Origin of the sequence: Novipirellula methanifontis (assembly GCF_052161655.1) — a bacterium.
GTDB lineage: Bacteria > Planctomycetota > Planctomycetia > Pirellulales > Pirellulaceae > Novipirellula.
The window spans coordinates 471,061-493,954 of record NZ_CP197418.1; the positions used below are offsets into that span (position 1 = coordinate 471,061).

16 protein-coding genes are annotated in these 22,894 nt (G+C 54.9%); 9 read left to right on the top strand and 7 right to left on the bottom strand.

What is annotated here, in order from left to right:
* Positions 1-56 precede the first annotated feature (56 nt).
* The 3 genes from SH528x_RS01670 to SH528x_RS01680 form a co-directional block, all read right to left on the bottom strand.
* A complete protein-coding gene (locus SH528x_RS01670) occupies positions 57-1,964 on the bottom strand; it encodes an adenylate/guanylate cyclase domain-containing protein (protein WP_442508802.1) in 1,908 nt (635 codons plus the stop codon).
* Between the two features lie 3 nt (positions 1,965-1,967).
* A complete protein-coding gene (locus tag SH528x_RS01675; RefSeq protein ID WP_442508803.1) occupies positions 1,968-2,915 on the bottom strand; it encodes an esterase/lipase family protein in 948 nt (315 codons plus the stop codon).
* A 187-nt stretch (positions 2,916-3,102) separates the two neighbouring features.
* Entirely contained in the window at positions 3,103-3,753 is a 651-nt protein-coding gene (locus SH528x_RS01680; protein WP_442508804.1) for a methionine-R-sulfoxide reductase, read from the bottom strand.
* A gap of 654 nt (positions 3,754-4,407) precedes the next feature.
* Here SH528x_RS01680 and SH528x_RS01685 point away from each other — a divergent pair.
* From SH528x_RS01685 to SH528x_RS01700, 4 genes are read left to right on the top strand one after another with little or no spacing between them, the layout of a single operon-like run.
* On the top strand, positions 4,408-5,439 hold the full coding sequence (locus SH528x_RS01685; RefSeq protein ID WP_442508805.1) for a DsrE family protein: 1,032 nt from the start codon (positions 4,408-4,410) through the stop codon (positions 5,437-5,439).
* A 55-nt stretch (positions 5,440-5,494) separates the two neighbouring features.
* Positions 5,495-6,664, top strand: a complete 1,170-nt coding sequence (locus tag SH528x_RS01690; protein ID WP_442508806.1) for an efflux RND transporter periplasmic adaptor subunit — start codon at positions 5,495-5,497, stop codon at positions 6,662-6,664.
* The gene (locus SH528x_RS01695; RefSeq protein ID WP_442508807.1) at positions 6,661-7,872 is read left to right on the top strand and encodes an ABC transporter permease; all 1,212 of its coding nucleotides are present in this window, start codon (positions 6,661-6,663) and stop codon (positions 7,870-7,872) included. The genes SH528x_RS01690 and SH528x_RS01695 overlap by 4 nt, the downstream gene beginning before the upstream one ends.
* Positions 7,869-8,600: an ABC transporter ATP-binding protein gene (locus SH528x_RS01700; RefSeq protein ID WP_442508808.1), complete on the top strand. Its 732-nt coding sequence runs from the start codon at positions 7,869-7,871 to the stop codon at positions 8,598-8,600. The genes SH528x_RS01695 and SH528x_RS01700 overlap by 4 nt, the downstream gene beginning before the upstream one ends.
* Before the next feature lie 72 nt (positions 8,601-8,672).
* Here the strand turns inward: SH528x_RS01700 and proB are convergent, their stop codons facing one another.
* Positions 8,673-9,845 carry a glutamate 5-kinase gene (proB, locus tag SH528x_RS01705; RefSeq protein WP_442508809.1) on the bottom strand — a complete coding sequence of 391 codons (1,173 nt, stop codon included), beginning with the start codon at positions 9,843-9,845 and terminating at the stop codon, positions 8,673-8,675.
* A gap of 330 nt (positions 9,846-10,175) precedes the next feature.
* Here proB and SH528x_RS01710 point away from each other — a divergent pair, with 330 nt between their 5' ends.
* Both SH528x_RS01710 and SH528x_RS01715 read left to right on the top strand, forming a co-directional pair.
* Positions 10,176-11,789, top strand: coding sequence for an amidophosphoribosyltransferase (locus SH528x_RS01710; RefSeq protein WP_442508810.1), 1,614 nt, complete (start codon positions 10,176-10,178; stop codon positions 11,787-11,789).
* A 314-nt stretch (positions 11,790-12,103) separates the two neighbouring features.
* A complete protein-coding gene (locus SH528x_RS01715) occupies positions 12,104-13,111 on the top strand; it encodes an oxidoreductase family protein (RefSeq protein ID WP_442508811.1) in 1,008 nt (335 codons plus the stop codon).
* Between the two features lie 246 nt (positions 13,112-13,357).
* Here the strand turns inward: SH528x_RS01715 and SH528x_RS01720 are convergent, their stop codons facing one another.
* The 3 genes from SH528x_RS01720 to SH528x_RS01730 all read right to left on the bottom strand — a co-directional run bounded on the left by SH528x_RS01720 (position 13,358) and on the right by SH528x_RS01730 (position 16,592).
* Positions 13,358-14,413, bottom strand: coding sequence for a hypothetical protein (locus tag SH528x_RS01720; protein WP_442508812.1), 1,056 nt, complete (start codon positions 14,411-14,413; stop codon positions 13,358-13,360).
* Positions 14,414-14,882: 469 nt separating this feature from the next.
* Positions 14,883-15,791 (bottom strand): sulfotransferase domain-containing protein, encoded by a 909-nt coding sequence (locus SH528x_RS01725; RefSeq protein WP_442508813.1) that lies wholly within the window; start codon positions 15,789-15,791, stop codon positions 14,883-14,885.
* A gap of 219 nt (positions 15,792-16,010) precedes the next feature.
* Positions 16,011-16,592 carry a hypothetical protein gene (locus tag SH528x_RS01730; protein WP_442508814.1) on the bottom strand — a complete coding sequence of 194 codons (582 nt, stop codon included), beginning with the start codon at positions 16,590-16,592 and terminating at the stop codon, positions 16,011-16,013.
* Between the two features lie 1,271 nt (positions 16,593-17,863).
* Here SH528x_RS01730 and SH528x_RS01735 point away from each other — a divergent pair.
* From SH528x_RS01735 to SH528x_RS01745, 3 genes are read left to right on the top strand one after another with little or no spacing between them, the layout of a single operon-like run.
* A complete protein-coding gene (locus SH528x_RS01735) occupies positions 17,864-19,144 on the top strand; it encodes an FMN-binding protein (RefSeq protein WP_442508815.1) in 1,281 nt (426 codons plus the stop codon).
* Positions 19,145-20,296, top strand: a complete 1,152-nt coding sequence (locus SH528x_RS01740) for a non-reducing end alpha-L-arabinofuranosidase family hydrolase (RefSeq protein WP_442508816.1) — start codon at positions 19,145-19,147, stop codon at positions 20,294-20,296. It begins immediately after the preceding gene.
* Positions 20,293-22,776, top strand: a complete 2,484-nt coding sequence (locus tag SH528x_RS01745) for a 4Fe-4S binding protein (RefSeq protein ID WP_442508817.1) — start codon at positions 20,293-20,295, stop codon at positions 22,774-22,776. Before SH528x_RS01740 ends, SH528x_RS01745 begins: the two co-directional genes overlap by 4 nt.
* Positions 22,777-22,894: the final 118 nt, after the last annotated feature.

A 22,894-nucleotide genomic window follows, 5' to 3' on the forward strand; every position in this document is an offset into this window, starting at 1 on the left:
GAGCCCTATTGTAAGTCCCCGGCACCGCTAGGGAGAGAGGGCGCCCCCGACAAAACCTAGCTCTTTTCCAGATCCAGCACTCCTAACCATCCCGCAGGCGGCGATTGTCCCTGTCTCGCCATTTGGCCAAGAATTCGCTGGCTGGGACGATCGCGGTCGGCAATGCTAGTAAAGGCGTCACGTGCCATCGTCCAATCGCCCTCGATAAACGCCGCGAGTCCTCGTTGATACGTCGCCAGATCGGCGTCATTGAGCGATTCGCTAGCGAGGCTAAGTTCGTAGATATTCACCGGTTGTATCAGTCCTGCCGGACGCACCAGTGCCAATCGCCGAGTCACCATCGGCGAGCCGCTATCGCTTATTGCTCCGTCATCCCCAAGAGTGTCGCTTATCGCTCCGCGATCAGTTTGATTGTCGTTGATCGCTCCGCGATCATCACGCCCCATCCCCATCAGCGCCGTGGCCGTCGGTTCATCAATGATCGTTTGCACCCCGAACTGTTTGGTCAGACCCTCCAGACGACTGGCGAGATTCACGACGGGGCCGAACGCGGTGACTTTGACTTGATCGACGGTTCCAATTTGACCCGCCACGGCATTGCCTGTTGCGATCCCGATGCCGTGTTGGAAGCGGTGTCCGATCTCGCTCTCCTCCATTTCGCTAATGATTGCGAGTTGCCGACGGATTTGAATCGCAGCATTGGCCGCCCGAATGACGTTGTCAGACTGAGCGATCGGCCAGCCCCAAAACCCCATCGCGGCATCACCATGGAAATCGCCGATCACGCCGCCGCAATCCAGGATGGCTCGGGTCATCACGCCAAGCGACTCGCTGACTTGGTTTAACAATTCCAGCAGGTGGTCGGATTGTTCTTCGCTCTTTTGAGTAAAACCCCGCAGATCGCAAAACATGACCGACAAATTCGCCTCTCGTGGCCGCAGCACTTCGGCGGGATCTTGAGTCGCAAGTGCGTCCATTACGATTGGTGCAAAGAATTGTCGCATCGATGCTTGGCGTCGTTCCAATCGGCGAGTTTGCCGCAGGTTGGCAACCATCGATCCGACAAGTTCCGCAAACTTCAAATCGTCTTGCAGGGCTTCCGGCGGCGTCGCATTTTGATCGCGCGGATCAAAAGGTCCGTGTGTCGCCGATTGACCGGTGACGTAGATCGCCCAACCACGGCAGGCAATACTTCGCAGCGGGACACAAAACGCCCAATCGACCCCTTCGTTCGTCGTGAATCCACTCTGCGGTGCATCGTGCGGTGACCAGACTTGCAGGACGCTTTCTCGATTTTCGATCGCCGACCGTGCGAGTCGTGCACTCACCTGCGTCGCGTCGTATTCAAACCCACGACTATCGTAATGCAAGATTCGGACTGGCCGATCCGCCCGCGAACGGTTGCGGTTTTCGATCGCCGAATCGTCTGCCAGTGCGACGATGGCCACTGCGGTTGCCGCGGGTGTAGCTTGCAGTAACACGTTGGTCATCCGCACCAGCAATTCTTCGTCGGTCTCGCTGCTGGTAATCAAGTCGGGCAATCGACTTAGCATTTCGATTCGCGAATTGGCATCGCGGAAATGGCGGCGTCGCAAAACGGTGTAGTCATAGGCGTGCTGAGTAACATTCTCGCTCGATGGCAATTCCGAGGCACCAGGCCGATTGACCACCGTGAACGTGGTTTCCCCGATGACGAAATGTTCTCCGACAGTCAGTTTGAATTGGGGAGTTTGTCGCCCGCGATAGAAGACGGGATTGCGTGCATGCACGTTCTGGATGATTTCGATTTGTTGATCCAGATGCACTTTGATCCGCGTATGACGTCGCGAGATCATTGGATCCCAAGGGACGTTCCAATCGCTGTCGTCGCGTCCAAGCAGGATTTCGCGACCCGATGCGGCGTCGGGTAATGCACGCCGCCAACGATGTTGGTCTCGGGGCCCTTGAGCGATTAAGTCCGCCACGGCTTAGCTTTGGCTGCGATGAGAAAGTAAGAAGTCGATCGTCAATTCACGGGCCTTTTCGTTGTTCATCAAGAAACTGTGCAGAACCGGCACGGTATAGAACTGTTCCGCTCCTTCGAGTTGAGCTTCCTCTATGCTGACAACAAAATCACTTGCTCCGTCGACGAGCGGGTTCTGAATCGTGTTCGAGGAAAGGTCCCCGGCAACAATCGCAAAGGGAAACGGCGGTGTCGCCAATCGGTCTGCGAACGCTTGCCACTCACTGCCAAGCTCGCGACAGCCTTTGCCGGTGATGACGTCAAAGATCCCAGTCGCGTTGATTCGCCGAGCGATTGCGGCCCCTTGGTTCGGTGGCCCTAGCATGACCATCGACTCGCAACGCGGCAGCACATTTTTGGGGTCGCCGTCACGTTGCAGATCCCCGACCAGATGCCGCGTGACAATGTTGCCCATGCTGTGTCCGACAAAGCTGATTTTGGTGTCCTCGGGTAATCCTTCGAGCAATTCGCGAAGGGCTGCCGCATGTTCACCAATTGAACAACGTGTACTAGCGTAGGAAAACCTAATGATCTCGGCATCGTCGGTCGCCCTCAGATCGTTTTCCAATTGCATCATCGAAAGATGAGTCCGCATCAAACCGTGCAGCAGGATGACCACACGTTCGCAGTTGGGTGCGGGCGAGGCTGCTGCGATCCGCTGGTCCAAACTGGTTTCACAGTGCTCGCGGGTCCCCCAGCTGATGCGAGTGTTGTCTCTGGCTAGCAAACGCCAATGCCCCGTCAACGCATTTTGCTGGATGCGGTTTCCATCGACCCATGCATGGTCCGTCCAGACCTGAGTTCCGCCCGCCGTCTTGTTCAGAAACGCCAATGACGAGGATAGCGTCGCCGGAGTGTCGTCATCGGTAGACGTTTCGGTGGTCGGCGGATCCGTCGGTGATTGCGATTGCACGAGATTGGATTCCTGAGAAAGAAACAGCAGAGCAATAAGGCAGAAAATTCGCATGATCGTCGTTTAGGGCTGAAAGAAAAAGCGAGTGATATCCTTTAAGAGACTGCCGGCGGCTAATCGCTTCGCTGTTCTTCGAGAATTTTCATGCCTTTCTTATTGTCGTTGATCGCTCCGCAATCATCACGCTCTACTCCTTTTCCGCTTTTGACTCGCTCTTTTCAATAGCAGCCTGCTCGGCTTTTGTTTTCTTAGCCGGTGGTGCTTTGATAACCGCAGGCGGCTTTTTGCCTTGAGGGACAAATCGCATCGAAATCGAATTCACGCAGTGGCGGGTGTTTTTGGCAGTGAATCGCTCGCCTTCAAAAACGTGACCGAGATGCCCCTTGCAATTACTGCAGACAATTTCAATTCGCTCGCCATCGGCGTCCAGATGCCGCTGGACAGCCCCTTTGATCTCATCATCAAAGCTGGGCCAACCGCAATGGCTCTCAAATTTGCTATCAGATTTGTAAAGCTGAGCGTTGCATTGACGGCAAATGTAGGTGCCTGGGTCCTTCAGGTCGGTGTATTCACCGATTCCCGCTCGCTCGGTTCCCTTGTGCAGAATGACATAGGCTTCGCGTTCGCTGAGCGGATTGAAAGCAAACGGAGCGTCGGCCGTCGCCGTTTTATCGCCACGAGAATCTTTCTCGGTAACGGTGGTGGAACTGTCACTCGATTCGCCTGTCGGATCGGCAGGAGCCGAGACAAATGTAGCGGCAGTTTCCGCCGTGGTGGCCGATTCATTGCTTGCAGAGTCGTGGATGGCCGAATCTTCGTTGGACGGCGAACCCGTCATTTCACATCCGGCAAAACATCCGACCAAAAGGAGGGGGAAAATGGCAGTCAGTCTCAATCGAATTCTCCAGCAAGCGAATCAATAGTATTTTGGTAACGAAATCGGGTCTCCGATCATTCTCCATTCTAGCCGCGAAACCGCTCCATGGGGCACCCCTTGCGCAGTGGCCTGAATTCATTGTCGGTGCGCGGTTCGTTGCTGTGATCACCCAATTCCGCAACCACGGAGTTGAGCAATGCGAATCCCACCGTCAATCTGCTGCCGCGAGGATACGATCTCCTCGCGAACTCCGTGCGACTCAGACGCACAATGTTCCACTCTGTGGGGCGGATTCGCACACCGTTTCGAGTGACTGCGATGCGGCGGTCGACAAGCCGTTTTAGCTGAATTCGTCAAGGCAACACGCGGGCCGGCCCGTCGAAACACTCGTTCAAAGCAGCCGTTTTTGCCAATCAGGACAACGTCGATAGCGGTGCAAACGCCTGGAGTTGCAGCAGATCTGACGGGGGATGACGCCAAAAAGGGATTTCACTGGAACGCCAAGTGCAGATCGCTGGCGATGGTCGGGCGTCCATTAAGCCGTCGCGGCTACGGTAACCGGCAATGGGACACCGACCTTATTCATCATTCAGGACCATCGGAGATTCACACATCATGATACGTACCTACCTTGCTCCTTTTGTCGTATTGCTGTCGATGGCGACCCTGCTGAGCGGAATCGCCGATGCGCAACGTGGCCCCGGAAACGGTCGCGGCTTTGGCCAACGTGGTCAAGGCGGCCAGCATGGGCAAGATGAACGTCACGAAGAAGACCGCCAGCTGTTTCATTTCCTGCTAACTAACCATGAAAAGATTTCGCGAACCGTCAAGCAGCTTCCCAATGGCGTCGAAACACTGACCGAAACAGACGACCCCGCTATTGCGGCGAAGATCCAAGAGCACGTTCGCTGGATGCAGTACCGCGTCGAAGAGACCAAGCCAATTCGCATGCGCGACCCGTTGTTCGCTGAAATATTTCGCCACACCGACAAGATCAAAATGGTTGTCGTCGATACGGACAAAGGAGTACGGGTCACCGAAACATCGGAAGATCCGTATGTGGTAAAGCTGATCAAAGCTCACGCCGAAGCCGTCTCCGGTTTTGTTGCTAAGGGATTCTCGGAGGCCATGAAGAACCATCCGGTGCCAGGAGATGTGTCGGCGGATACACCCAAGTATTCCCATCCGGCGATCGCTAAGTATGGCAAAGTCGTTTCGCTGCCTAACGCGACGCAGCAACCTCGCGACGGCAGTCGCATCGTCGTTGATGTCACTCAAGGCGGCGAACCGGACAAACTGAACTCCGCGCTGGATAAGGTTGCTCGCTTTGTCAACATCTATCGCGGTGCCGGCAAGGCGCCGGCCCAGGTCGACATCGCCATCGTCCTTCACGGCGATGCGACGTTGACGATTTTGAACGACGATATCTATGGCTCACGTTTCAAAACCAATGGCAATCCCAACCTCGATTGTTTGCAGGCACTGCACGAAGCCGACGTTCAGATCTTTGTTTGCGGTCAGTCGCTGATCGGTAGCGATGCCAAGCCGGAACAGGTAGTGGTGTTCGCCGATGTCGCCGTGTCCGCACTGACTTCCCTGGTCAATTTACAAGCCGAAGGCTACGCCTACGTGCCGCTGGGCAAGTAACGGATCGGCCTAGTGGCATTGGGCGTTGGCTCACTCGAACTACATCTGGATTGGCATGACTAAGATTGGGAATGTTTTGAAAGGCTGGCCTTGGCGGTTGCTGAAAGGGGTGGCCGTGATTGCAGCCATCGCGGCCGGTATTTTTTGGATGCGATTTGCTCCCGTACCCGTTCTCGCCCACACCGCTGCGCGAGGTGCGATTGTTGCCGAAGTGATGGGCACCGGAACGTTGGAAGCTCGCGTGGGAGCAACCGTCAGCCCCAAAATATCCGGCCGCGTGGTGGAGTTGCTGGTCGACCAAGGGGATCGCGTGACGGCCGGCGATTTGTTGGTGCGACTGGATGACGAGGAATGGCAGCAGCAGGTGGCGATCGCTCAGGCCAACGTCGACGCGGCCTCGGCTGCCATCACTCGTCTGAAAACGGACAAAAATCGTTCCGTTGCGGTGTACGATCAAGCGAAGAAGAGTCACGACCGAACTCAAACGTTGATCGCGCAGAACGCCGTCAGTCGAGACGAAGTCGACAAGGCCGTCGAGACCCTGGCGGTGGCAGAGTCGGGGGTGTCGCGAGCCGAAGCGGCGATTGCCGAGGGCCAAACCGAACTAGTCGCTGCCGAGAAGACGCTGCAGTACCACCGCGCGCGACTGCGTGATATGGAAATCCTCGCTCCGTTTGATGGGTTGATCGTTCGCCGCCATCGAGAACCGGGCGACATTGTCGCTCCGGGTGGTTTGATCCTGACGTTGATATCCACCGATGAGTTGTGGGTCCGTGCTTGGGTCGACGAAACCGAGATGGCTCGACTGGCCGAAAAACAGTCCGCACGGGTCGTATTTCGCTCGCAGTCCGAACTTTCCTTTCCGGGCTCGGTTGCACGCCTGGGACGGGAAGCCGACCGAGAAACACGTGAGTTCATTGTCGAGGTGAGTGTCCTGGAACTGCCTAAAAACTGGGCCGTCGGCCAGCGAGCCGAAGTGTTTATCAAAGCCGGCGAAGTGGTGGATGCCGTGGTGCTGCCAACCGAATTCCTTGTCCAGCAATCCCAAGGCAACGGTGTGTTCGTCCTTGTCGATGGGTACGCTACATGGCGGTCGCTAACGCTTGGCATCCGCGGTCGCGACGCGGTCGAAGTCCGCGAAGGACTCTCTGCCGGTGATGTGGTGATCACGCCCGTCAAGCAGCGAACGATGCTGAGAGAAAACCAACGGGTGGTGATTCCGTGAACCTCGCCACCAAAGACATTCGCCATAACGTGGGACGGTTTGCCCTGACGGCTGTCGGCATCGGTATGTTGCTGATGGTCGTGATGGGCATGGGAGGAATCTATCGGGGCGTAGTCGAAGATGCCACGTTGCTTATCGATCGCGTCGGAGCCGATTTGTGGATCGTCCAACGTGACACTCGCGGCCCGTTTGCCGAGCTGTCGCGGGTGCCATCGAATCTCGTCTACCGGGCCGCTGCGGTTCCGGGCGTCGAGTCGTCACGAGAATTTGTGTACCACACTATTCAGCGTCAACGCGATGGCAAGCCACTGCGGATCGCGGTGCTGGGACTCAGTTGGCCCACCGACAAAGGTGAATGGGTTGCGTTGACCGCCGGACGTCCGCTGTGGCAATCGCATTTCGAAATGATCGCCGACGAAACATTGGGCTTGGACGTCAGAGATCAGATCTCGCTAGGCAAGGAGACCTACACCGTCGTGGGAACCACTCGCAATATGATCAGCTCCAGTGGGGACGGGCTGGCGTTTTTTACCATTGCAGACGCTCAGGCGATTCAGTTTGATGTGCCGGGCGAAGCGGTGCGGCTGGAACGAGCCGCGCGCGAAGCTCGTGGCCGCGAATTCGAACTGGCGGTCCAGCAGCCAGGCATCCTGGAAAACGCCTTCAAGCCATCGGCACAACTGCCGGCCGTCGCGAGACCTCAAATCAGTGCCGTGATGATCACGCTGTCCGACGGATCGGATGCGCAACGAGCCGTTGAAACAATTTCCGGCTGGAGCGATGTGTCGGTGTTCACCAGCGAAGGCCAGCGAGAGTTGTTGCTGAAAGGTTCGGTAGAAAAAGTGCGTCGTCAGATTGGATTGTTCCGCGTCCTGCTAACCGTGATCGCGGCTATCATCATGGCGTTGATTCTGTATACGCTGACGCTCGACAAGATTCACTCGATCGCCTTGCTGAAATTGATCGGGGCGCCCAACACCGTCATTCTAGGCATGATTTTGCAGCAGGCATTGATCCTGGGTAGCGTTGGCTTCGGGATCGCTTACTTGGTCGGTCAGCAGTTGTTTCCGCTGTTTCCACGTCGCGTGATTCTTGCCGATTCAGACCTCCTTCAGTTGGCGGCAATCGTGCTGGCGATTTCCGTTGCATCCAGCATCCTGGGGATTTGGAAAGCGATGAAAGTTTCCCCCAACGAGGCGCTCTCATGACCTCGACCGCAGACACTCCCTATGCCATCGACGCTGATGGTTTGACGAAAATTTATGGCAGTGGGAACACCGAAGTCGTCGCGATGCGTGATGCGACAATGCAGGTTGCTCAAGGCGAAGTCGTCGCGTTGTTGGGGCCGAGTGGTTCGGGTAAGTCCACGTTTTTGACGGCGGTGGGTCTGATCAATCCGCCCACCTCGGGCAGCATCCGGATTCGTAACCAGTTGGTGATCGATGGCGAAGTGGCTCACACCAACCTGCGATCCTTTCGCCGCCAGCACATCGGTTTTATCTTCCAAAAGTCCAATCTGATTCCCTTCCTGACGGCAATCGAGAACGTTCAAATCGCGATGCAATTGAATGGTCAATCCACTCGCTTTGCCCGGCGGCGCGCCATGGAACTGATGGACTATTTAGGCGTCGGCGACCGAGCCAACAATCTGCCGTCGATGCTCTCTGGCGGCCAGCAGCAAAGGATCGCGGTGGCCCGCGCGCTGGCGAACCACCCCAGCGTGATCCTGGCCGATGAACCGACAGCGGCCCTCGACGGGCATCGCGGCCGCCAAGTGATGGAGCTGTTTGCCAAAGTGGCCCACGAACAGGGAGCCGGAGTGATCGTGGTCACTCACGACCACCGGGCCCTGGACGTGTTTGACACGATCTATCAAATGGAAGATGGCCTGATGCGGAAAGATTCCTCGGCGGCGACTTCATCCAGCCACGTCTGATGTGATGTCAATTCATGAAGCCGTGGTGAAAAGAGTCTCGCCGTAGCACGATGCCATCTTGCCGATGCGTGTTTACGCGAACTCGCCGTTACGAGTCAGCACGAGGTTGTCGCGGTGGATCACGTTCTCGTAAGGACAGTGGCCGATCAGTTCGCCAATTTGGTCGCTCGGCTTGCCCAGGATCTTTTCAAGTTCGCTCGAGCGGTAGTTGCACAACCCGCGAGCGATCTCGTTTCCGGCGGGATCATGCAGCGCAACGACAGCCCCTCGCTTAAACGTTCCAATGATCGACTTGACGCCGACCGGCAGTAGGCTCTTGCCATTTTCCCAAACCGCTTTGGCCGCTCCGGCGTCCAGATGCAAAACTCCTTCGACCTTGGCAGAACCGCCGATCCAGCGACGACGTCCCTTGATCGTTTTTTCGGTCGGTAGGAAAAGGGTTCCCACGTTTTCACAAGCAAAAATCTTGTCCAGCACTGCGTCGTCATGCCCAGGCGCGATAATCGCCGAGTGTCCATGCGAGGCCGCAATTTTTGCTGCTTGCAATTTGCTCGCCATGCCCCCTTTGCTGACATTGCTCAGTTTGTCCTTGGCAAGGCTGAGGATCGAATTATCGATGCGCGGGACCAATTCGATTCGTTTGCTGTTAGGGTTATTCGGCGGCCCATCATACAGTCCGTCGATATCCGAAAGAATGATCAGCAACGTGTCCGTCAACAGTCCGGCAACGCGAGCGGCCAACCGGTCATTGTCCCCAAACGTCGTTGTCAATTCACGCACCGCTACCGAATCGTTTTCGTTCACGATCGCGATTGCTCCATATTCATGGATGCGGCTTAACGCATTTCGAACGTGCAGATAAGCGCTGCGGCGGCGCAGGTCCGAAGCGGTCAATAAGACTTGAGCGGCATGGCGTCCACGCGCCGCGATGCTCGTTTCATAGGCCTGGATCAAATCGGTTTGGCCAATCGCGGCAACCGCCTGCAGTTGCGCGACGACCTTGGGCCGAGACGTCAGCCCCAGTTTGCCGACGCCGGCGCCGACGGCACCGCTACTGACCATGACGGTTTGCCGCCCCGTGTCGGCGATGCGACAAAGTTGCGCCGAAAGTTTCTCGATACGATCCCGATCAAGTTTGCCGGAGGGGGTGGTAAGGACCCTCGTCCCCACCTTCACCACGACACTACGGGCTCGCTGGATCGCAGACTTTCGGTGCGCTAGATTCTCGTTTTCAGCTTGGTTCATCGGAAAAACGATTCCTTGATGACTTTAAAATGGGCAGCCGTTGCGAGGCTGCGGAGGATTCGGAAATAGGAGGTGCAGTCCTGCATTGAGACGATTCAGACTGCATATTGCTAGTAAATTTCAACAACGGATGTGGATCGCGTCGCGGTTTTCACCAGGAAATAGCAGCTTCACGCCACTGCAAGAAGATTGAATTGTGTTGGGGAATCGACGACCTTGGAAGCCCAGCGTACATTTCATGTAGACTTGATGGAGCTGCATTGATTCAAAATCTCTGCTTCTTCGCTGAACCATCCGCCTCTTCATCTTCCTCAGAACGAAGCATCTGATATGAGCGAATTACATCACGAGTGTGGTGTTGCTGCCATTTACCACCTGTCGGGGCGCGGTCGAAGCCCGCTGTGTACCTCCGATGGGCCACGCCACATTTCGCGGTTGTTGCCTCGAATGTTGCTGGATATCCAAAATCGCGGCCAACTTGCTGCGGGAATGACAACATTCGATCCCGCACGTCCGTCGATTCTGAGAACCCGTAAAGACGTCGGCACAGTCACCGAGGTGTTTCGGCTGAATCATCGGGCCAAGTCCGAATCGTTGATGAAACACTTGGCCGGCCGCGCTGCGATCGGGCATGTTCGCTACGCTACCTGTGGCCAAGATGACCGCAGCTACGCTCAACCGTTCGAGCGAAAGCATATTCACAAGCGGAAATGGTTCAGTTTCTGTTTCAACGGCCAACTGGCCAATTACGGTCTGCTAAAAGAGCGACTGCTGGCCGATGGCGATCACCACCTGACGCTGGACACCGATACCGAAATCATCTTGCACGAGTTCGGTCGTCTGTTGAGCCAGAAACCCGATCGGATCGATTGGATCGAAATCTTGCGTGAAGCCACCGCCGGGTTTGATGGTGCCTATAGTCTGGCATTGCTGACGGCCGAAGGCGAAATGATCGTCGCGCGTGATCCGTTGGGGGTCAAGCCAATGTGTTACGCCAACGAAGGCCCGTTGTTTGCCGCGGCCAGTGAAAGTGTGGCACTGCTGAACCTTGGGTTCTCCGATGACCAGATCAAATCGTTGGCCCCTGGGCATGCGATCATCATCGATCCCGAGACCGGGTTCCGGATTGAGCGTTTTGCCGAAGAAAAATCGCCCGCCCACTGCTTCTTTGAGTGGATCTACTTTGCCAACGTCGCTAGCACGCTGGATGATAGAAGTGTCTACCTTAGTCGTACCCATCTTGGCGAAGAATTGGCTCGCGCCGAACGCGCCCTCGGTCGTGTGCCACTGAACAGCGAAGATACGATCATCGTGCCGGTACCGGACACCAGCAAAGCGGCCGCCGATGCGATGGCGTTTGAGCTCTCGATTCCTTGCCGCGAAGGTTTGATTCGTAACCGCTATGCCGGGCGAACCTTTATCGAAGGTGGCGGAGCGCGAAAGGCCAAGGCAGCGGCGAAGTACACGCCACTTCGCGAAGTGCTCGAAGGCAAAACGGTCATCTTGGTCGAAGATTCGATCGTCCGCAGTACCACGATGAACGTCTTGTTGGACCGAATTCGTGAAGTCGGCGGCGCCAAAGAGATTCACGTGCGTGTCGCTTGTCCGCCTATCGTCGCTCCCTGTTTTTACGGGATCGACATGAGTACGATCGATCAGTTGATTGCTCCGAAGTACTTTGGCATCAATGGCGAATTGACCGACGAATCTCAGCAGCGATTGGCGGACGATCTTGGTGCCGACTCGCTGCGTTACCTACCCGTCGATGCGATCGCTCGCGCGATCGGGTTGCCCGAAGATAATTTGTGTCGCGCCTGTGTGACCGGCAATTATCCCACCGAATGTGGGCAACACTTGTATCAGATTGCCTTAGACAATCGCGGCAGCAACATCGACACCAAGCGAACCTACGAACAGCTCGCCGCAGCGCTACAACAGAGTTAGTCTGTAGAGCGGCGCTTAAGCTGTTTGAAGTGAAGCGTTTAGCGTGCTTCACCTCCCCAAAACTTGTTTTGGGGAGGTCAGAACGAGCGGAGCAAGTTCTGGGTGGGGCTTCGGAGTGTTAGAAATGACAACGTGCAAGTTCAGCGTTACCAGGCCCTCCCCGAAAAACTCGCTGAAGGCTCGTTTTTCGACCCTCCCTGGCTTTGCCGGGAGGGTGAAGAAAGTGGTTGCCACCACTCAACTTAAAAGCCGCACAACCGTTTTGTCTGGGGCCAGCTAACTGCGAAACTAGCGAAAAGAAAAACTCAGCCCCCATGAAACTTGATCCGGCACTCTCAACGCTTGTACTGCGGGCCACGTCCGCTAGCGACGTGGGTGATGCGTCGCTGATTCAGTCGCTGTGGAGCGGGTATGGCAAAATTCTTCGCGTCCCGCTCGCTTATGACATCGTCGATCCGGCGAACCCCGCATCGGTCATCGTTAAACATGTCTCGCCTCCATACGAGCAGCAAGATTCACCGGGGATCTCACATCCTCGTGGCTGGAATACCGACCAATCACATCAGCGAAAAGTTCGTTCCTACGACGTCGAAGCAACTTGGTATCGCGAGTACAGCGATCGCTGTGACGCCACTTGCCGCATGCCTGCTTGCTTGCTCGCCGAATCGGTCGAAGGCCAGTGGGTCTTTGTGCTCGAAGATTTAGATGCATCCGGTTTTGACGCTCGGAAATCGCATCTCGATCGCGACGGCGTGTTCGTCGTGTTGGCCTGGTTAGCCCACTTTCACGCGACGTTTCTCAGCGAACCACTCGAAGGACTTTGGCCGGTCGGGACGTATTGGCATCTGGCGACCCGCCGCGACGAATGGCAAGTGATGCAGTCGGGAAAATTGAAAGAGGCCGCGGCGGTGATCGACGACCGTTTAAACGCCTGTCGTTTTCAGACTGCGGTCCATGGGGACTCCAAGGTCGCCAATTTCTGTTTCTCGCCCGACGGCACGCGAACTGCCGCGGTTGATTTTCAATATGTCGGTCGTGGCTGTGGCATGAAGGACGTCGCCTACTTTCTCAGCAGTTGCGTGTCCGAAGCCGAGTGTGAGCGCAATGAATCGGTCTACCTCGATTTCTATTTTCAAACGCTTCGTCAATCGCTTGCGTCTCGAAACAGCACGGTCGACGCCAATGCACTCGAAGCCGAGTGGCGTGCGATGTATCCGGTTGCCTGGGCCGACTTCACGCGGTTCTTACTCGGATGGTGCCCCGGGCATCACAAACTGAACCGCTACAGCCGACGGATCACCGAGCAAGTTTTGACGGAGTGATAGCTCGGGTGTAACAAGACAATGAGACGTTCCGGTCTTCTAAGGACGCACAGGACAATAAATGGCGGACGGTAGTGGACGAGGCAACGAGTCTTGCAGCTTCACTGAGCCAAAAAGGACTCGTTGCCTCGTCCACTACGGAAGACGTCGTCAGCTATTCTTCCGACGGTCCTTAGCAGGTCGTTCGGTGTATACCGCTGAAGCGTCGGCTCAGGCCATTATGTGGAATGACTCATATTGATCTGCTTAATTTGTCGGTTCGTCTTTAGGCAGGATTTCTTCGGGGGTTTTCCAGGGTGTGCCCGTCAAATAGCCACCTGGTTTCGCATATGTATCAAAGTAAAAGTCATACAGCGGAGAAAACTGCAAGCGAAAATCTTCGGAATCACAATCAAAGAAATCGTCGGGGATCTCTTTGCCGAGACACCAATCGAATACCCAGTTATGTTGTTCTTTTGTAAGGCCTGAGAACGATCCGCCTGCCGCTGCGTTGATCACGTAAGGCAGATACTTGCCCGATCCCGTGTGCTTCTTCCACTTGATCTCCGTCTCTCCGTAAAGATTCGGATGTTCCTTCGAAGTGCTCGTGTATTTAACGTGTGTCGGTAAATAGCCATATGCCTTCGATTGTGTTAGTTCAATGTCGAAATTCCCATAAGGCTCGTTCAAATGCCATTTGCTGCGGATATCCCCCTGAGTGATCGTTTCGGCTGATAGCAGTTTGCTCTTAACGAGAAAGATTTTTTCGATCCATCCGTACTGATTCATTGGGTTCCTTAAGAACATCGGATGCAGCACAAGGTCATCAAATGGATCGAAGCCAATCGATTCGACGAGATTCTTCTCAAGGAAGTCTTTAGTCGTCTCGTCTTTCTGTCGCACCTTGTAGCCGTGGGTCGATGCGCTGCCGTGATTCGCCTTCATTACCAACCCGCACTGTAATAGCTCCCTCCAAAACTGGCGCTCATAGGGGCGATTGGTCTGGTCGACGCCAAGCACAGCACCGCTTGCCACGTATTTGAATGACTTCGACTTCAGTCTCGCTTGCAGGTCATAAATGCGATTGATCCTCAAAGGCATCCTGTTTTTTATCGACGCATCGTAGGATATATGTGACTCGCCTGTCACCATCAGCGTATAGCGTTTGAGTACGTCGTCTCGCAGTAGCGTCAGATCCGTAATCCCTTGATAGACAAGATCAACCGTGTCCTGATCGCTTTTCGATTCCTCTCCCCAAAGGCTTGCCGCCAAGATGGGCTGGCACAACAAGAAAAGAAAAGTGGCTAATTTGAAAGATCGCATTGGTTTTCCCTGCAAGCTTCATTGAATCGCTGTCGTGGGGAGTGGTCGACCCCTTTCGCTGATAAAGGTGATGCTAACGTATCGGATTTGCGAGTCAAGCAAATGCTGCGGAGTTCGTGTCCGCCTTCTGAAAAGCGTTGTTGTGTTCAGGCCTTGAAGGTAGAGTGCAGACAGTTGCTAAATCCAGAAAAGTGCGACGTCTCTTTTACTGGTCTCTAACATTGCCGCGAGCAGACGGAGACATCCAGTCCGTGAGGCCGAACAAAAGTCGTGGCAAATCTTAATCTTAATCCTACTCGTAATCTTAATCCCGTCTGCGTAACCACGCTGGACCGGTGCCAACCAGAGAAGATTAGAATTACGAGTAACTTGGACTCGTACGGAGTTCCTGGTTGTTGGCGAAATTGTGTTGGGTGCATCCATGTTCGCAATGTTAAGAAGATGCTGCTGACCCGTTTTTTGGGCTTCGTTAGTTGTCGGGGCCGCCAAACGCGAGCCACCGTGCGCACTCTGCGCCCAATTCAGCGTCAGCCAGTTGTTCGTATTGCCGGGATTCTTCGACTGTCAGTGTTTCGGCCCATCGCCCATTCACGCCCTTGTGGATGAACACCTGCGCCCCAGCGTCCCAAAATGCACCTCCCAGAGGCACGCTTTTCGAAGCGTTTGCTTTCATCCACTCAAACGAACAATATTCGAGGATGGCTGGCCACCGGGATTCATTGATTGCAATATCGAGGAAGGCCGCGACGCGGCGAATCTCAGCTGGCATGTTCTGTTTGAGTTTGGTGAAGTGGACAAGCAACACGTTGGGCAGATCGCGAATTTGCCACCAGCTTCGCACATTTTCCCAGAACGGCCAAAACGGATGTCCGTCGCGCTCAAGCCACTCCTGCCAGTACTGTCGAATGTCGTCTGGAGGCGGTTCAATCGGCGGTCCTACACGGCCCGGCGTTTCGTTCAAAGCGTCGTACCACGTCTGATTGGCGTTCATATGATGGTTGTACATGCTCCAGACTACGTCACGCCCATCACGGCCGATGTAAATGTACTTTGCCTTCGGCGAAAACCGCAATGCGTCAACAGGGAGATGCGTTTTTAAGAAACGCCTATGCGTTTGAGCCTCAACAAGAGGCAGCTTGACTTCTTTCGGTGGAACGCGAAGGTCCATCCACGGAGACATCTCAGCGACCTCAAGGTCGGGATCACCGTTGAACAAAAGCTGGGCGATGATTTGCTGCATCCATGTCGTTCCGGCCTTCGCGTAGGTCCCGATAACAATGTCGTTGTCTCGGAATTTAAAATCATTCCAGATAGTGGAATCGAAGTGGTGATTGTGAAGCTCTCGCCTCTTCACAGGCCAGTTAATTGCATCTGTCATCGCTGATTCCCTGTTTAGTAATCGTCGGTGCTGGCCGATTCGCGTTACCGATCACCCAGGTTCATTCTGTCGGCGAACGTGACGAATCACGTGGTCGCTGTGAACGACTTTTCACTTCAATAGACTCAGCGCAGCGACTCACCTGCATCCGGCGGTAATACCCTTTTCACGACTTGTTCACATCGCCGAAGATATCCGATTCACAACATCATCGCTGAATTATTCAATGATTGTCAGAGTCTTCACTCGACCGTTGGTTTGAAGGTCCGAAGTGTATTCAAGTTCGGCTTTGACGTTGACTGTTAGGTGGCCGGCAATTTGGACTGTCGGAGGCGTCGAATAGCCGTAGCCTCCGTCGCTAATTTTAAAACCAGTGACCTCACCGTCCTTGATCGTTGCTGTCGCGACTGCCGGTTTGTGTTTCCAGAGTTCTCCGGACTGCGGCCGATAACGGTAGAAATTTGAGACCTCGTCCAGTCGCTCGTTGGTGACTCCGTGCGGACCAAGTTTATCCATCAAGATCTGCTTGTTCGCTTGAGCACGAGACGGAGATGGCGAGCCGTTTTCTGCTGGACTGACGCCGCTGAACGCGTCGCGAAAAACCTCTGGTGTCACGCCGAGCGCATTACCGATCAGTGCAACTGGCCGGCCATGGTCGACCGGATCCGTTTCGTGTCCGCCGCTAAAGACGATTTGTCCGGCCGTTGCTGTCGTCATGGAAACGCCGTTGTTTTCACCGTTGGAACATCCAATGATGATGGGTAGCAAACTGATGATTAGTATCAAACGAGAAAATCGCATCAAAAAATCTGCATCGAGAGAGTTCTTGGTGAATGAGTGCACGGTATCACGAGATCCGAACCCATTCGGCATCACCATTTAAGCTAGCGAATTCGTATGCGAAGTCAGCGTCCCTGAACTCGTAGTCTACACTGTCCTTGTAGGCAGTAATGTCGATCGCCGGTGGATAGAAAGTTTCCCAAAAGAAATAGGGCGCAAGGCAAACGAGAATCAGGCCCATCGCCACCCATTTGCGAAGCGATCTTGCGACGAAATCGTCCAAATGTGGCCATAGGAATGCCCTGAACAATGCGGCAAATACAAGTGTAAAGAGCATTCCACCGACGCGCTGTGTACGAATTCTCCAGGCACATTTCTCGCAAGCTGGTGGTCGGGTAGTAAAACCCCAACCAAATATCCAGAATACCGCTGTCCACCATCCGATCGTATGCGTCCAAAGCCTGATAGTACGTCCTTGGTTATTACTCCCGCAGCGAACGCATCGTGCAGGATACCGAGCTTGATGTCGGCGTGGCAGATTTACATCAGTGCTGAATGTCATGCGATGCAGTGAATAAACGTAGGGAGCAATTGGATCAGTTGGATAGATCGTGCGTCCAAGCGTGACCGCTTTGGGGCTTGGCGTTTTCAATCGAATATCGATTGATTCCTCGATCGATCATGAGAAAATTTCTACTGCCGCTACCTCGGCCAGTGAAAAGCGGTGTGAGGGGACCAATCGGACACACTGTGCAGTCGTTTTCGATGGGGAGTGTTGTCTTCGGGGTGCTTGTATAGAACAAGACAGAAAGATTGATGCGACAGAAAGAATTTTTCACCGCGACGAAGCCTTCTTTATTTTTCTGTCACATTAATTTTTCTGTCTAATGAAAAACCTTAGGGAGCGTCGGCGTTCTGGCAGCAGCAGTAAAGGGCTATCTATCGCTGTGCCTCAGTTGGTTAGCGGTGCGTCGAGGAGCCGCCCAGCGGATTCGAACATTTTTCCCGCTGCGGCCCGCGGCTAACGCCGTCGGCTTAGTGAGCCGTGACGCGTGAGCGGCCGGGTTCCACGCACTACCCGGTGCCTTACGGCCCACGGCTCACAAGGTCCTCGCCAATTCGTATCGGACTCTGCACCACGGGGCGATCCAAGATGATTAGAATTTGGAGCGTGGGGTGCAGTCGGATTCAAGTCCAGCGACAAACGCGAGACTGTCCTCGTGGACGCTCAGCGCCCGTGGACGCCGCGTATCTTCTTGCACACAGATTTGACCAAATCGAGGAAAATGGGAATGCCGTATTCGAAAATGGGATGGGTTGCGTTGCTGTTCGTTTGCCTGTCGCATCCGGCCGCGTTCGGCGAGGATTTGGTCGAGTTTGTGAACGGTTCCACTTTGACCGGCAAAATGCTCGAGATTCGCAAAACGGCACGCGAGTTCGATTTTTCGTCCAAGTTTGGTCAGACCGCGGTGACGCGAACCTATCCGTACGCCAGCGTGCATGCGGTGACGTTCAACGGCAAACGCTTTGTCTTGACTCCCAAGCAAGCGGTGTCGGCCAGCGAGACATCAACCAACGGGAAAACACTAACTCCCGTCGAACTGCGGAAGTACATTGAACAAGTCGGCAGCACTCCGCCCGATTGGCTCGCTTCGACCGACATGAATCATCCCTCCTCGCTGGATCTCGATTGGCCACTGAACGCGCCGGGGAAATGGGACGAGTCAAAGAATATCGGCCAATACATTTGGGGACGCGTCAATCCAAACGTTTCACGTTGGAAACCGGGCATTAAGTTGGTTCATCATGTGATGGAACGTCATCAGCGCAATCCAACGCTACTGAAACGTGACATGGAAAAGCTCGGTGAAATGTACTTCACGTTGCTGCAAGATTATCCGCGGGCCGCGCACTGGTTGCAAAAAGCCAAGGTGTCAGCGACCACTCCGACCGGGATTCATCTGGCCGAATGCTATTGGCGTTTGGGCAGCAAGCCGATGGCAATGGAGATGCTAAAAGGCCGCAGTCTGCATCTCAACGCGATCAAGCTGCTTGGGGATATGGACGAAGTGGACAAGGCGATGGCGTTGACGGCAAGCTATGCCAACACGAACTCGTTCAACGAAGCCTTCCTAAACGCTGGCGATGCTCTGCGAGGTGCCGGACGACTGGACGAGGCGATTGAGTACTACCAACGAGTGCTGGACATCAATAAAGCTCGCAATGCTGAGTATTTGAAACGGTACCAAGCCCGAGCCGCCGAGTCGATCGAGGCGATCAAGTTGTTTGACAAGGCCGACGTCAGCCGAGTCGCCGATGGAACGTACACGGCTCACAGCACGGGATACAACGGCCAACTGGATGTGGAGGTCACAGTGGCGGATCGGCAAATTCGCGACGTTCGCGTGACCAAACACAGCGAAAAACAATTTTATTCGGCGCTAACGGATACGACGACACAAATCATCGACCAGCAAGGAATCCAGGATGTCGATGGTACATCCGGGGCAACGATCACGTCTCAAGCGATCGTCAGTGCGACCGCTCGCGCGTTGGCAAAGGGTGCAAATTAAATGCCACGCTCGTCGACTCAAATCACGCCGACTGCGATGGGGATCAAATTTGCGGCGGTGGCGGTTTGCTCGCTGTCCGCTTGTCTTGGGCTAGCGGCAGACGGCATCGCCCAAGAGCTGAATTCCCTCTCGTTTTCTCAAACGCAGCTCGCACCTACGGCACCGTTTGAAAACGATCCGTTTCGAAGCGGCGATTTTCGCTGGCGTGTCAGTCCACCGCTGATTGCGGTGGATCCCGCACGGTTGCCCGAGTCATCACAATATCCTTGGCTGGCCCTGAAAGATCCTTCGATCGTGCGGCACCAAGGTCGTTGGCATTTGTTTTGTACCTTGCGAAAAGCAATGCAAGGTGACGGTCGCATTCGAATCGGGTATGCATCGTTCGTCGATTGGGCGGATGCGAGCGATGCCGATTGGAGTGTGTTGGATCTGACGATGGGATATCACGGAGCGCCCCAAATCTTCTATTTCCAGCCGCACCAAAAATGGTATTTGATCTATCAAGCCAGCGATGAGACTCGCAATTTGAAGTATGGCCCGTGTTACTCGACCAATGACGATATTTCAAAACCCCGCAATTGGACTCGTCCCGAGCCGCTGTATGTTGTCAAAGAAGGCGTCAAGGCGGGCCTTGATTATTGGCTGATCTGTGACGAGCAAAAGGCACACCTGTTCTTCACCACATTGAACGGTCAAATGTGGCGAGCGGAAACGGCAAAGCAGGATTTCCCCAACCATGGTTGGACGGATGCCAAAATGGTGCTGCAGGCGGATATTTTCGAAGCAAGTCATACATACAAACTGAAACGTCAAAACCGGTTTTTGACAATCGTCGAAGCCCAGGCTGGCAAGCGGCGCTACTTCAAAGCCTTCACCGCGGATGCGCTGGACGGACAGTGGACGCCGTTGGCAGCAACTCGAGATCAACCGTTTGTCTCTCCCAAAAATGTCGTCAACCAAAGCGAGTCATGGGCTACGTCCTACAGTCACGGTGAATTGATCCGCGACGGATCGAGTGAAACGATGGAGATCGATCCCGCCGAACTTCGTTTGCTATTCCAAGGAGCAAACGATGCTGAGTATCAAAGCGGGAACTATGGACAGATTCCTTGGCGATTAGGGCTTTTGGAACTGCAGGGCTCTGCAAAATGAAACCATTGCGAAACTATCTGCTCGCCACAGCCCTTACAACTCTTGCCGTTGTGCTGATCACAACCGCGATGACGGGGCACGCGTTTTACCACCAATGGTTCGGTGATCGATTCGCTTTGGCGATCACGGTTGGGTCGGTGTTGTTGTCTGCCGCGTCGTTGGTGCTGTTGACGACCCAAGATCGAGGTCGATCTACCGCAGTCATTCGGCTGGATTGGTTCTTGCCCGCACTTCGCCGCGTGACTGCGGGAAAATCTCCTTCGCATACGTTCCCCGGCCGGCTGCTACGACGCTGGATTCCCGCTCGCTTTCAATCAGATCGTCTCAAAAAGAAGCGAGGTTGGATTCGAAAGTCCTTGCGGAAATTGGGTGTTTCGTGGTTGGCAACGCCGGTGCGACGCGTGGTGCAGTCGGTCTGTCTGGTCACCTTTGTTCTGCTGTTTTTCTACGTGTGCTGGCCATACAGCGCTCGCCCTCTGCCGCCCAGCAGCGTGTCGCACGGTTGGTCGTTGCAATCCGTTGATCAGCAAAGTGGTGAGTTTGTCTTGACTCAAGAAACTTCCCATTCGGCTTCGCCATCTGACTGGGAAATCAATTCCGGCACGACCCTTTTTGTCGTCGACGACCGCATCGCTGCCCTGGCGACTGCCACGGAATCGGTCACTGCGATTGGACAGTTCGTGGTAACAGGACGCGAGGGAGAGCAGATTCGCTTGACGCCACGTGAAGAAGCCAGTCCGGCAATGTTGGATGCGTTTTTAAGTGGTTCCGGTTCCTTCCAACTGGCCCAGCGTGATCCGCAAGCATGGCCCTCGCACTATGCCGACAATCTTACCAAAAAGGAATTGATTCCGGCCGAAAGCTTTCTGCTGATCGACCCGTTGGTCAGTTTGTCGACGGCCGTCGCGTCACGCAGTTGGATCGCATCGCTGGTTTCTGCAGCGGCGATCCTGATCGTGTGTATTTTGATTCCTCGCGGGTTTTGCGGGTATCTATGCCCGCTGGGGACCACCATTGATCTGTTCGATTGGGCAATCGCTCGGCGGACGACGCGGTTTAACGTCGCTGACGATGGATGGTGGGTTCACATCAAATATTACTTGTTGGCAGGAACGTTAATCGCCGCGGTGTTCGGTGTGTTGGTATCGGGGTTTGTTTCCGCGATACCGGTGATCACTCGAGCGATGTTGTTTATCGGTGATCCGCTGCACAGCGGCGTGACTCGCGGTTGGCATCTTGTTCCAAGCATCGGTGTAGGTCAATTCGTTTCGATCGGGCTGTTTATCGCCGTGTTGTCACTGGGGTTTTTGCGTCCACGGTTTTGGTGCAAGTGCGTTTGTCCAAGTGGTGCGGTTTTTTCGCTAGGCAATCTCTTTCGTGTGACCGAGCGCAAAGTCGAATCGTCCTGTATCCATTGCAACAAGTGTGTCGAGATTTGTCCGTTTGATGCGATCAAGCCGGATTTCACCACACGCACCTCAGACTGCACGATGTGCCAATCGTGTGGCGGTGTTTGCCCCACGCACGCGATCAAATTCGTCGAACGCTGGAACGTGGTGGAGCTCAAAGTGGACAATGAACCGCAGACAAACGAGACGCCGCTCGGGCGTCGCGGTTTCCTGTCACTTGCCGCCGGCAGCACGGCTGCCGCGGTTGGCGGAATTGGGCTGGCCAGCGTGACCAAGTCGTGGGGAGCAAATTTAGATGATCCCGATTCGCCACGTTTGGTACGACCCCCGGGAAGTGTTCCCGAGCAATCGTTCTTGGAAATGTGTATCCGCTGCGGCGAATGTTTTAAGGCGTGCCCGAACAACGTGCTGCAACCCGAGGGATTCCAGCAGGGATTGGAAGGACTGTGGACGCCGATGGTGGTGGCCGATTGGGCTGGCTGTGAATCGAGCTGCAACGCTTGCGGGCAAGTTTGTCCGACGGGTGCGATCCGGCCGCTGGTGATCGAAGAGAAGAAGGCCGCACGGATGGGGTTGGCGATCGTTAACGAATCGACCTGTCTGCCCTTTGCTGGCACCGGAGCGTGCGATTTGTGTGTGCAAGAATGTGACGCGGCAGGCTACCACGCGATCGAATTCACACAGGTCGGAACCGAACTGGACTCAGCCGGCCAACCGGTCGAAGGCACTGGCTATCTAGCGCCCGTGGTCCTGGATGACAAGTGCGTCGGCTGTGGTTTGTGTCAAACGCGATGTTACGCCATCAACGTCAAAGCCGAAGGACTGCTGTCTCACTCGGCCATCATCATCGAGGCCGGTGAGGGCAAAGAGGATCGGTTGCACGAGGGGTCGTACATCGCGCTGCGTGAGCAAACCAAACGTCGACCCCCTGCCACAACCGATAGCGAAGTCGTGCCACCAACGGAACCAACACAACCCAAGGATGTGGATTCAATAGACGAGTTGGCCGATGACCCGTTCGGAGTTCAATCGGACGAAACGGACGCCGATCCCTTTGGATTGTCCGATTGACTCGAGCAGGTATTTGTCTTGGTGCGGTAGCGTTGCTAGCGGGGAACTAAGGGACATGGCGAGATTAATTTTGAAATTTCCCGTTCTTGTTATTCCCTAGCTTCTTATCGCTACCGTT

Bases quoted from the DNA above. Each gene is read 5' to 3' on its own strand.
- SH528x_RS01680 (WP_442508804.1), bottom strand. From the start codon at position 3,753: ATGACGGGTTCGCCGTCCAACGAAGATTCGGCCATCCACGACTCTGCA.
- SH528x_RS01685 (WP_442508805.1), top strand. From the start codon at position 4,408: ATGATACGTACCTACCTTGCTCCTTTTGTCGTATTGCTGTCGATGGCG.
- SH528x_RS01690 (WP_442508806.1), top strand. From the start codon at position 5,495: ATGACTAAGATTGGGAATGTTTTGAAAGGCTGGCCTTGGCGGTTGCTG.
- SH528x_RS01700 (WP_442508808.1), top strand. From the start codon at position 7,869: ATGACCTCGACCGCAGACACTCCCTATGCCATCGACGCTGATGGTTTG.
- proB (WP_442508809.1), bottom strand. From the start codon at position 9,845: ATGAACCAAGCTGAAAACGAGAATCTAGCGCACCGAAAGTCTGCGATC.
- SH528x_RS01710 (WP_442508810.1), top strand. From the start codon at position 10,176: ATGAGCGAATTACATCACGAGTGTGGTGTTGCTGCCATTTACCACCTG.
- SH528x_RS01715 (WP_442508811.1), top strand. From the start codon at position 12,104: ATGAAACTTGATCCGGCACTCTCAACGCTTGTACTGCGGGCCACGTCC.
- SH528x_RS01720 (WP_442508812.1), bottom strand. From the start codon at position 14,413: ATGCGATCTTTCAAATTAGCCACTTTTCTTTTCTTGTTGTGCCAGCCC.
- SH528x_RS01725 (WP_442508813.1), bottom strand. From the start codon at position 15,791: ATGACAGATGCAATTAACTGGCCTGTGAAGAGGCGAGAGCTTCACAAT.
- SH528x_RS01730 (WP_442508814.1), bottom strand. From the start codon at position 16,592: ATGCGATTTTCTCGTTTGATACTAATCATCAGTTTGCTACCCATCATC.
- SH528x_RS01735 (WP_442508815.1), top strand. From the start codon at position 17,864: ATGCCGTATTCGAAAATGGGATGGGTTGCGTTGCTGTTCGTTTGCCTG.
- SH528x_RS01740 (WP_442508816.1), top strand. From the start codon at position 19,145: ATGCCACGCTCGTCGACTCAAATCACGCCGACTGCGATGGGGATCAAA.
- SH528x_RS01745 (WP_442508817.1), top strand. From the start codon at position 20,293: ATGAAACCATTGCGAAACTATCTGCTCGCCACAGCCCTTACAACTCTT.